Annotated in this window: 10 protein-coding genes, 3 pseudogenes and 1 other annotated feature; of the genes and pseudogenes, 4 read left to right on the plus strand and 9 right to left on the minus strand. The window is 55.4% G+C overall.

The features are described from left to right. Nucleotides 1-56: 56 nt before the first annotated feature. A pseudogene (locus tag HX884_RS23470) lies at nt 57-230 on the plus strand (IS200/IS605 family transposase); the annotation flags it as partial. Between the two features lie 110 nt (nt 231-340). Further along, nucleotides 341-1655: pseudogene (locus HX884_RS23475) on the plus strand (IS4 family transposase). Nucleotides 1656-1682: 27 nt separating this feature from the next. On the opposite strand, the gene hisIE reads toward HX884_RS23475, so the two are convergent. The 9 genes from hisIE to hisL all read right to left on the minus strand — a co-directional run bounded on the left by hisIE (nt 1683) and on the right by hisL (nt 8899). Beyond that, nucleotides 1683-2294, minus strand: a complete 612-nt coding sequence (gene hisIE, locus HX884_RS23480; protein ID WP_178328877.1) for a bifunctional phosphoribosyl-AMP cyclohydrolase/phosphoribosyl-ATP diphosphatase HisIE — start codon at nt 2292-2294, stop codon at nt 1683-1685. Next, a complete protein-coding gene (gene hisF / locus HX884_RS23485; RefSeq protein WP_058681275.1) occupies nt 2288-3064 on the minus strand; it encodes an imidazole glycerol phosphate synthase subunit HisF in 777 nt (258 codons plus the stop codon). Before hisF ends, hisIE begins: the two co-directional genes overlap by 7 nt. Next, entirely contained in the window at nt 3046-3783 is a 738-nt protein-coding gene (hisA, locus tag HX884_RS23490; RefSeq protein WP_178328878.1) for a 1-(5-phosphoribosyl)-5-[(5-phosphoribosylamino)methylideneamino]imidazole-4-carboxamide isomerase, read from the minus strand. Before hisA ends, hisF begins: the two co-directional genes overlap by 19 nt. Next, the gene (gene hisH / locus HX884_RS23495; protein WP_058678699.1) at nt 3783-4373 is read right to left on the minus strand and encodes an imidazole glycerol phosphate synthase subunit HisH; all 591 of its coding nucleotides are present in this window, start codon (nt 4371-4373) and stop codon (nt 3783-3785) included. The genes hisA and hisH overlap by 1 nt, the downstream gene beginning before the upstream one ends. Further along, nucleotides 4373-5440 carry a bifunctional histidinol-phosphatase/imidazoleglycerol-phosphate dehydratase HisB gene (gene hisB, locus HX884_RS23500; RefSeq protein WP_013097845.1) on the minus strand — a complete coding sequence of 356 codons (1068 nt, stop codon included), beginning with the start codon at nt 5438-5440 and terminating at the stop codon, nt 4373-4375. Before hisB ends, hisH begins: the two co-directional genes overlap by 1 nt. Continuing rightward, the gene (gene hisC, locus HX884_RS23505; protein WP_038420089.1) at nt 5437-6498 is read right to left on the minus strand and encodes a histidinol-phosphate transaminase; all 1062 of its coding nucleotides are present in this window, start codon (nt 6496-6498) and stop codon (nt 5437-5439) included. The genes hisB and hisC overlap by 4 nt, the downstream gene beginning before the upstream one ends. After that, nucleotides 6495-7799, minus strand: coding sequence for a histidinol dehydrogenase (gene hisD, locus HX884_RS23510; protein WP_058681278.1), 1305 nt, complete (start codon nt 7797-7799; stop codon nt 6495-6497). The genes hisC and hisD overlap by 4 nt, the downstream gene beginning before the upstream one ends. A 5-nt stretch (nt 7800-7804) precedes the next feature. After that, entirely contained in the window at nt 7805-8704 is a 900-nt protein-coding gene (gene hisG / locus HX884_RS23515) for an ATP phosphoribosyltransferase (protein ID WP_000886595.1), read from the minus strand. A gap of 45 nt (nt 8705-8749) precedes the next feature. Further along, nucleotides 8750-8873 (minus strand) — a sequence feature (His leader region). Beyond that, nucleotides 8849-8899: a his operon leader peptide gene (gene hisL / locus HX884_RS23520; RefSeq protein ID WP_001364200.1), complete on the minus strand. Its 51-nt coding sequence runs from the start codon at nt 8897-8899 to the stop codon at nt 8849-8851. (Overlaps the previous feature by 25 nt.) 175 nt (nt 8900-9074) lie before the next feature. On the opposite strand from hisL, the gene HX884_RS23525 reads away from it, so the two are divergent. Then, complete coding sequence (locus tag HX884_RS23525) at nt 9075-9899, plus strand: SDR family oxidoreductase (RefSeq protein WP_047024633.1); 825 nt, start codon at nt 9075-9077, stop codon at nt 9897-9899. A gap of 41 nt (nt 9900-9940) precedes the next feature. Further along, nucleotides 9941-10246, plus strand: a pseudogene (locus tag HX884_RS23530) (LysR family transcriptional regulator); the annotation flags it as partial. Nucleotides 10247-10300 lie beyond the last annotated feature (54 nt).

Below are 10300 nucleotides of genomic sequence, written 5' to 3' on the forward strand. Positions count from 1 at the left end.
CTATCATCGTCAATCGTTAGTAATCGCAACAGGCGGCAGTGGCTTGACGCTTACATTTGAAATTCAAATACAGAAACAGGGAGTTCTGGTGCTGCGGGTACTATGTGGATACGGTGGGCAAGAACACGGCGAAAATACAAGACTACATAAAGCACCAGCTGGAAGAGGATAAAATGGGAGAACAGTTAGCGATCCCGTATCCGGGCAGCCCGTTTACGGGCCGTAAGTAATCCATAGATGCAAATGTCAGATTGCGATGCGCCTGTTAGGGCGCGGCTGGTAACAGAGCCTTACAGGCGCATTTGAAAAACCTCCGGCTATGCCGGAGAATACTTATTAAATGGAACTTTCACAAGCCCTCGGCATTATCAACTTTACCTCCCCTAAGCACGCCCGTAGCCTCTCGGACCTCATTCCCACTAAATTCATTCAGAAAGCGTTAACATTGACTGATACTGTCACACCCCGCAAACGTAAACTTCCTCTTGAATCCATGATTTGGCTGGTCAGTGGCATGTCCATTTTCTGCAATCGTCCCATGAGCGAGATCGTGAATCTGATGGATATCACTGACAGGACCGGTGAGCCTTTCACCGCCCGCAGCTCAGTCATTCAGCGCCGAAAAACGCTCGGGGAAGATGCTGTGCGGGAGCTGTTCGACATTACGCAGCGGCACTGGAACCAGCAGGCGGCCCATCCGAAATGGCACGGACTGAATCTGTTTGCTGTGGACGGTGTTGTCTGGCGTACGGCAGACACGCCGGAAAACAGCGCAGCCTTCAGCAGATCCGCCGGGCGAAATGGTACCGGAGGCTATCCGCAGGTCAGGATGGTTTGTCTGATGGAGCTGAGCTGTCATCTGATCAACGCCAGCGCCTTTGACAGTGAGAACATCAGCGAAATGCGACTTGCAGCACAGCTGCAGAGAGAACGCCGGATGAGAGTAGCACTTTATTCGATAAAGGATTTTACTCCCCGGGACTGCTTCATCACTGGCAGATGTCCGGAGAAAAACGGCACTGGCTGCTGCCACTGAAAAAAATACACACAATATGAAGTTGTGCGTAAGCTGGGACGTGGCGACGAGCTTTTTGAACTGAAAACCAGCCCACAGGCCCGGAAACAGTGGCCTGCACTCCCCGGGCGGTTCACCGCAAGACTGCTGACCCGAACGGTTGACGGAAAAGAAAAACAGGTTCTGACATCCCTGACAGACCAGAATCGCTACCCTGGCAATGATATCAGTGAGTTATATCGCCACAGGTGGGAAATTGAACTGGGTTATCGGGAAGCGAAGCAAGGAATGATGGACAATCGCTGGACGTTACGCAGTAAGTTGCCAGAACTGGTGCGACAGGAGTGTACTGCTGACTTACAACCTGGTGAGATACCAGATGGTAAGGATGGCGTTCGAACTGAAGGGCGATTATCTGCCTTACCAGCTGAGCTTTAGCGGCACAATAAGTGAAATAACCAGGCTGCTGATAACCTTGCCATGGGCCTCACCGGGTAAGATGCCGGGTGAGTTAAGAACGCTGTATGAGAAAGCGAAGTGGCTGGTATTACCGGGAAGAAGAGAGCGAAGTTACCCCCGGGAGGTAAAAGTTAAAGCCCAGAAATATCCGGCAAGAAAAAAAGCTGATCACCTTAAGTGACCAGCATTAGGAAATTCCCCGGTTTTTTTATTTATGCCGCTTACGAAGATTCTCAATCACCGCCGTCAAATCCAGCTCTTGATCCTGCAGCAGCACCAGCAGGTGATACATTAAATCAGACGCTTCGTTGGTCAGCTCTTCGCGGTCATGCACCGTCGCGGCCAGCGCGGTCTCAACGCCTTCTTCACCCACTTTCTGCGCAATACGCTTGGTGCCGCTTGCATACAGCTTCGCCGTATACGAGCTTGAAGGATCTGCCGTTTTACGCTCAGCCAGTAATTGTTCCAGTTGATACAGGAACAGCCACTGGTGGCTTGCCTCTCCGAAGCAACTGCTGGTGCCTTTATGGCAGGTCGGACCGATGGGGTTAGACAGAACCAGCAGAGTATCGTTGTCGCAATCCGGCGTAATGCTAACCACATTCAGGAAGTGGCCTGAGGTTTCCCCTTTGGTCCACAGGCGCTGTTTCGTGCGCGAGAAGAAGGTCACTTTGCCGCTGTCGACCGTTTTCGCCAGCGCCTCCTGGTTCATGTATCCCAGCATCAGCACTTCACCGGAAACGGCATGCTGGACAACCACGGGCAATAATCCGTCAGTTTTTTCCCAGTCCAGCTGCGCCTGTTGTTGCTCTGTTAACATACCCTGATCTCCACGCCCTGGTCGGCCAGGTACGTTTTTAACTCACCAATATTGATAATCTGTTTGTGGAACACGGAAGCCGCCAGCGTGCCGTCAACGTTCGCATCGCGGAAGGCTTCCAGGAAGTGTTCCATAGTGCCCGCGCCGCCGGAGGCGATCAGCGGTACGTGACAAACCGCACGCACTTTTTTCAGCTGTTCCAGATCGTAACCGTTACGCACGCCGTCCTGGTTCATCATGTTCAGCACAATTTCGCCCGCGCCACGTTTCTGCACTTCCTGAACCCAGTCCAGCGTCTCCCATTGGGTCACGCGGGTACGGCTTTCGTCGCCAGTATACTGGTTGACGTGATACTTGCCGGTGGCCGCGTCATACCAGGTGTCGATCCCGACAACAATACACTGCACGCCAAAGCGATCGGCCAGACGGGTGATCAGCTCCGGGTCGGCCAGCGCAGGGGAGTTGATCGAAATTTTGTCGGCACCAAAGGAGAGGATTTTCGCCGCATCTTCTGCAGACTTAATCCCGCCCGCCACGCAGAACGGAATATCAATCACTTCTGCGACGCGCGCGACCCAGCTTTTATCCACCACGCGGCCATCGCTGGAGGCGGTGATATCATAAAATACCAGTTCGTCTGCACCTTCATCGGCATAGCGTTTTGCCAGTGGGACGATGTCGCCGATGATCTCGTGGTTGCGGAACTGCACGCCTTTTACGACCTGGCCGTCACGTACGTCCAGGCAAGGGATTATCCGTTTTGCCAGCATTGAATTGCCTCCGTCACAGTAAATTTTCCTTCCAGCAGGGCCCGGCCCACAATCACACCCTTCACGCCGGTCCCGCGCAGCGCGGCGATGTCGTTAATATCACCTATGCCACCAGAGGACTGAAACGCCACCTGCGGATAGCGGGTGCAAACTTCTTGATATAAAGAAACGTTAGAGCCTGCCAGCGTGCCGTCGCGGGAGATATCGGTGCACAGCACGTGCTTCAGGCTAACGGGCAGATAAATATCCACCAGCTCCTCCAGGGTAACGCCAGAATTCTCCTGCCAGCCGCTGACCGCTACCTGCTTATTGCCCTGTTCATCGATACGGACATCCAGGGCCAGCACCAGCGAGTCGGCACCAAAGCGGCGGAACCAGCCTTTCACCGTGTCGGGGTCTTTGACCGCCGTCGAGCCGACCACCACGCGCGCCACGCCGGCGTCCAGCAGTGCCGCAACGTCATCTTCCGTGCGCACACCGCCACCAACCTGTACGGGGACATCCACGCCCGCCACCAGTTTTTTTAACAGTGGGATCTGGCGTTTTGCCGGATCTTTCGCGCCCGTTAAATCCACCAGGTGCAACACCTGTGCACCCTGAGCGGCATAATCCTGCAGGCGGGGCAGCGGATCGTTACCGTAGTCGCGCTGCTGGCCGTAATCACCCTGATGAAGACGAACAACCGTGCCGTCAATTAAGTCTAAAGCGGGAATAATCATCACATCTCCAGGAAGTTTTTCAGCAGCTGAGCGCCTGCGGCACCCGAACGTTCCGGGTGAAACTGCACGCCGAAGAAGTTATCTTTCTGCACTGCCGCGGTAAACGCCTCGCCATAATTGCACTGGGCGATGGTGTAAGGATTCACCGGCATGGCGTAGCTGTGCACGAAGTAGAAGTAAGCGCCATCCTCAATGCCGCGAAACAGTCTGTCACCCGCTTTCGCATAAACGCGGTTCCAGCCCATATGTGGCAGTGGTAAACCGTGATCGGCCATTTTTGGCACGTCTTCTTCAATAATACCCAGCAGTTCGACGCCGTTGCTCTCTTCACTACGACGGCCGAGCAGCTGCATACCCAGGCAAATCCCGAGCACTGGCTGGGTACAGGCTTTGATGAGATCGACCAGTTCACGCTCGTAGATCTGATCCATCGCCGCCTGCGCGGTGCCTACACCAGGCAGGAAGAGTTTGTCTGCGCGCAGCACGACGTCCGGGTCGCGGCTCACCACCGGCTCGTAGCCGTGGCGCGCAATGGCCGATTTCACGGAGTTCAGGTTGGCGCATCCGGTATCCAGAATCACCACATTCATTACAGCACTCCTTTTGATGAGGGCAGGGCGTCACCTTCCACACGAATTGCCTGGCGCAGGGTACGGCCAAAGGCCTTGAACAGGCTCTCCACTCGGTGGTGGTCGTTCTTGCCTTTGGTCTTAAGGTGCAGCGTCAGGCCCATGGTGTAGGACAATGAACGGAAGAAGTGCTCCACCATTTCGGTGCTGAGATCGCCCACGCGCTGGTAGGTGAAATCGGCTTTATATTCCAGGTGCGGTCGACCGGAGATATCCATCGCGCAGCGCGCCAGGCACTCATCCATTGGCAGAACAAACCCAAAACGGTTGATGCCACGTTTGTCGCCCAGGGCCAGCTTCAGCGCTTCGCCCAGCGCCAGACCGGTGTCTTCAACGGTGTGGTGATCGTCAATGTAGAGATCGCCTTTAACCGTAATCTCCATGCGGAAGCCGCCGTGGGTGGCAATCTGATCCAGCATGTGGTCGAAGAAACCCACCCCGGTGTGGATCTTGCTGCCGCCTTCGCGATCCAGCCACACCTTCACGTCAATCTGTGTCTCTTTGGTGTTGCGTTCTACGTGCGAGTAGCGGTCACGTTTGGTGAGCTGCTCGCCAATCTTTACCCAGTTGAGATCGTCGCGGTTGTAGCGCAGCCCGGTGATGCCCATATTTTCGGCAAGCGTAATGTCGGTGGCGCGATCGCCAATAACGTAGCTGTTAGCTTTATCCAGGACATCTTCCAGCAGATAGCGTTCTACCAGTTTCACCTTCGGCTTGCGGCAGTCGCACGCATCGGCAGGCAGGTGTGGGCAAATCAGCACCTCATCAAATACCACCCCCTGAGAGGTGAGTACCTGCATCATCAGATTATGCGGGCCGTCAAAGTCGGCCTGCGGGAAGCTGTCGGTACCCAGACCGTCCTGGTTGGTGATCATCACCAGCTTATATCCGGCTTTCTGCAGTTTTAGCAGCACCGGGATCACGTCTGGTTCAAAAGCCAGTTTGTCGAAACGATCGACCTGAAAATCGGTTGGTGGCTCCGAAATGAGGGTGCCGTCTCGGTCGATAAAGAGGATCTTCTGGCTCATACTTTCTCCGCTTTCAGTGCGTCAATCACGCGCTGGCTCTCTGCACGGGTACCTACGGTAATACGCAGGCAGCCGCTCAGAGAAGGTTGTTTATTTTGATCACGTAAGATAATGCCCTGATCCCATAAAGATTTAAATACGGCACTGGAGGCGGTAAAGCGAACCAGGAGGTAGTTGGTTTCAGAGTCAAACACCTGCTCTACGCAAGGGATCGCTTTCAGGGCGGTCACCAGGTACTGTCGTTCTTCCAGGATTTGCGCCACACGCTCACGCATTGCATTGATCCCTTGCGGGGTCAGGGCCTGAGCGGCAATGTCAGCCACGGGAGTAGAAAGCGGATACGGGGCGATCACTTTCAGCAGCAGATCAATCACCGCTTTATTGGCCAGCGTAAACCCGCAGCGCAGACCTGCAAGCGCAAAGGCTTTCGACAGCGTACGCAGCACTACCAGGTGTGGGTACTCTTCCAGCCAGCCGGCCAGCGTCGCCTGAGGACAAAACTCAATATAGGCTTCGTCGGCGACCACCAGTGCTTTGCCGCGGGTCATTTCCAGCAGGGTACGGATATCCTGAGGGTTGATAATCTGCCCGGTCGGGTTGTTGGGGCTACAGACAAAGACCACCTTCACGCCGTCCAGATTGTCGGCAATTCCCTGCAGGTCCAGCTGCCAGTTCTCCAGGGAGAGCACGTTACGGCACGCCACGCCAAAGGTTTCCGCGCTGACGCTGTACATGCCGTAGGTAGGCTGGCAATACATCACCGCATCTTTACCCGGCTCGCAGAACGCGCGGATCAACAGCTCAATGCCTTCATCCGCACCGCGGCTGACCAGCACCTGCTCCGGCTTCACGCCTGCATATTGCGCATAGTTTTCAATGACTGCTTTTGGCTGACACTCCGGATAACGGTTCAGCGTCTGCTGTGACAGCTCAAATTGTACCGCTGTCGGGAATTCGTTGGCGTTCAGCCAGACATCACCGTTGCCGCCCAGGCGACGAGCAGACTGATAAGGCGTCAGTCGACGGACATTTTCCCGCGCTAATTCTTCAATGTTCATGCTTGCTCCTTCAGGGCTGCAACGCGCAGCGTAACGGCGTTTTTGTGGGCGGTCAGGCGCTCGGCGGCGGCCAGCGTCTCGATGGTGGACGCCAGCGAGGCAAACCCTTCACGGGAGAGTTCCTGCACGGTCATGCGTTTCTGGAAATCGGCCAGGCCCAGGCTGGAACAGGTAGAGGTGTAACCATACGTCGGCAGAACGTGGTTGGTGCCGGAGGCGTAATCGCCAGCGGATTCCGGGGACCAGTCGCCGAGGAAAACCGAACCTGCGCTGGTGATGCTGTCGACCAGGTCGCGCGCGTTGCGGGTCTGAATAATCAGGTGCTCCGGGCCGTACTGGTTGGAGATAGCGATGCACTGGTCAAGGTCGCGCGCCACAATCAGGCGGCTGGCGGATAACGCCTGGCGTGCCGTGTCGGCGCGGGGTAAATCGGCAAGCTGACGCTCTACGGCTTCACCCACGCGTTTGGCCATATCGGCATCAGGCGTCAGTAAAATCACCTGAGAATCCGGGCCGTGTTCCGCCTGGGATAACAGGTCAGACGCCACAAAATCCGGCGTGGCGCCGCTGTCGGCAATCACCAGCACTTCAGACGGACCCGCTGGCATATCAATGGCCGCGCCATCAAGGCGCTGGCTGACCTGGCGCTTGGCTTCGGTGACAAAGGCGTTGCCCGGACCAAAAATTTTGTCGACCTTCGGGATAGACTCAGTGCCAAACGCGAGGGCAGAAATCGCCTGCGCGCCGCCGACTTTAAACACTTCCTGCACGCCGCAGAGTTTTGCAGCATAGAGAATTTCATCGGCAATCGGCGGTGGGGAGCAGAGCACCACTTTCTGGCAACCTGCAATACGCGCCGGGGTGGCCAACATTAATACGGTTGAGAACAGCGGGGCGGAGCCGCCAGGGATGTAGAGACCCACCGAGGCGACGGGACGGGTCACCTGCTGGCATCGCACGCCCGGCAGCGTTTCCACATCAACGGTCTGCAATTTCTGCGCGACGTGGAAGGTCTCGATGTTTTTCACCGCGACGGCCATCGCCTGTTTGATCTCGTCCCCAAGACGGCTTTCCGCCTCGGCGATCTCCTGCCCGGTTACCTTTAACGCACCGACTTCCGTTTTATCAAACTTCGCGCTGTATTCCCGCAGCGCTTTATCGCCACGGGTTTTGACGTTATTCAGGATCTCCGTCACGGTACGGGTGATGCTTTCGGAGGCGCTGATGGCCGGGCGCATTAACAGCTCGCGCTGCTGTTCGTCAGTACACTCATTCCAGGTGATGATCGTGTTAAAGCTCATGGCAATTACTCCATCATCTTCTCAATTGGCAGCACCAGAATGGAGCTTGCGCCCAGTGCCTTCAGTTTTTCCATGGTTTCCCAGAACAGCGTTTCGCTACTGACCATGTGCATCGCCACACGCTGCTGATCGCCCGCCAGTGGCAGAATGGTAGGGCGCTCAGCACCTGGCAGCAGGGCGATCACTTCGTCCAGACGTTCGGTTGGTGCATGCATCATGATGTATTTGGATTCACGGGCCTGAATCACACCCTGAATTCGGGTCAGCAGTTTGTCGATCAGCTGCTGCTTGGCGTCAGCCATTTCGCCGTCACGCTGGATCAGGCACGCTTTGGAGCGGTAGATCACTTCCACTTCGCGCAGGCCGTTCGCTTCCAGGGTGGCACCTGTGGAGACGAGGTCGCAAATGGCATCCGCCAGGCCCGCACGCGGTGCGACTTCAACAGAACCATTCAGCAGACAGGATTTAAACTGCACGCCTTTCTGATCCAGATAGCGTTTTAACAGGTGAGGGTAGGAGGTAGCGATGCGTTTGCCGTTCAGCGCGGCCGGGCCATCCCAGGCTTCATCAACCGGTGTTGCCAGTGACAGGCGGCAGCCGCCGAAGTCCAGGCGACGCAGGGTGAAGTAACGCGGATCTTCACCCTGAGCGCGACGGGTCAGAAGCTCTTCTTCCAGTACGTTTTCACCGATGATGCCAAGGTCAACGACACCGTCCATCACCAGGCCCGGGATATCGTCATCACGCACGCGCAGAATGTCGATGGGCATGTTTTCAGCCAGGGCAATCAGGCGCTGGGTGTGCAGGTTGATTTTAATCCCGCAGCGGGCCAGCAGTTCGCGTGAATCATCACTTAAACGGCCTGATTTTTGAATAGCTATGCGTAAACGTGAGTTATCTAACATTCTGTGTTCCTCGTTAACCTGTTTTAATCTGTCTGAATTTGGTCCAAAAAAAAGCCCCCGGAAGAAGATCTTCCGGGGGCTTTTTCATGCGTTCATGCACCACTGGAAGATCCAAACGTCTTCCAGCACACATCGCCTGAAAGACTAGTCAGGATGATGGTGGTGATGGTGGTGTTTAAATTGAACGCGTGTCATATAAATTCTCGATGAATGCTTATTCATTTGATGTCTTTTAACCTAAACCAGTTGTGTGACACATTGCAAGGGCTTTTTTTGATCATTAATTCATTTCATATTGATGCTATGAATTGTGTGTTCTGCTGCGCTGGCGTAGCCTTATGAGAGACGAGTGAGAGTCAGGAGAATTCACATGAAAAAGGTCGCGATTGTCGGTTTAGGATGGCTGGGAATGCCGCTGGCGATGTCATTAGCCGCGAAAGGCTGGCATGTGACCGGGAGCAAAACCACGGCGGATGGCGTGGAGGCGGCGCGCATGTGCGGTATTGATGGCGTCGAGCTGCGTCTTGAACCAGAACTGGTATGTGATACTGACGATCTGGACACGCTGATGAATGTGGATGCGCTGGTCATTACGCTTCCCGCGCGTCGCAGCGGCCCGGGCGAATCGTTCTACCTGCAGGCGATGCAGGAGATTGTCGACAGCGCGCTGGCACACGATGTGCCGCGTATTATTTTTACCAGCTCTACCTCGGTCTACGGTGATGTTGAAGGTGTGGTGAAGGAGACTACCGAGCGCCGTCCTGTTACCGCGAGCGGAAAAGTGTTGAAAGAGCTGGAAGACTGGCTGCACAACCTGCCGGGAACGCAGGTTGATATCCTGCGTCTGGCGGGGCTGGTTGGCCCAGGACGACACCCGGGACGCTTTTTTGCCGGTAAGTCTGCCCCCGATGGGCAACACGTGGTGAATCTGGTGCATTTAGACGATGTTGTCGGGGCTATTGAGCTCCTCTTACAGGCTCCAAAGGGCGGGCACATCTATAATATATGTGCACCCTCTCATCCTGCGCGAAGCACATTTTACCCGCTGATGGCGCGTCAGTTGGGCCTGGCGCCACCCGTTTTTGGTGAGACAAGGGACGAAAGCAAAGGCAAAATTGTTGATGGCAACCGCATTTGTCATGAACTGGGTTTTGAGTATCAGTATCCCGATCCGCTGGTGATGCCCATGGCATAAGTCCTCCGGCGGAATCTATCGCACACCGGAAGGGGGCGAACATGAAACCGCTGCTGGATGTTCTCATTATTCTGGATGCACTGGAAAAAGAAGGCAGCTTTGCGGCTGCCTCAGCGAAGCTCTACAAAACCCCTTCAGCGCTGAGCTACACGGTTCATAAACTGGAAAGCGATCTGAATATCCAGATCCTCGATCGCTCTGGCCACCGGGCCCGCTTTACCCGCACCGGACAAATGCTGCTGGAAAAAGGGCGTGAAGTGCTGCACACCGTCCGCGAACTGGAAAAACAGGCCATCAAACTTCATCAGGGCTGGGAAAATGAACTGGTGATTGGCGTTGACGATACTTAATGAGATGGTCACTCCCTCCTTCCCGGTACTATGCTGAGGACAGGCTTTCAT

Origin of the sequence: Enterobacter sp. SECR19-1250, assembly GCF_013391025.1 — a bacterium.
Lineage (GTDB): Bacteria > Pseudomonadota > Gammaproteobacteria > Enterobacterales > Enterobacteriaceae > Enterobacter > Enterobacter cloacae.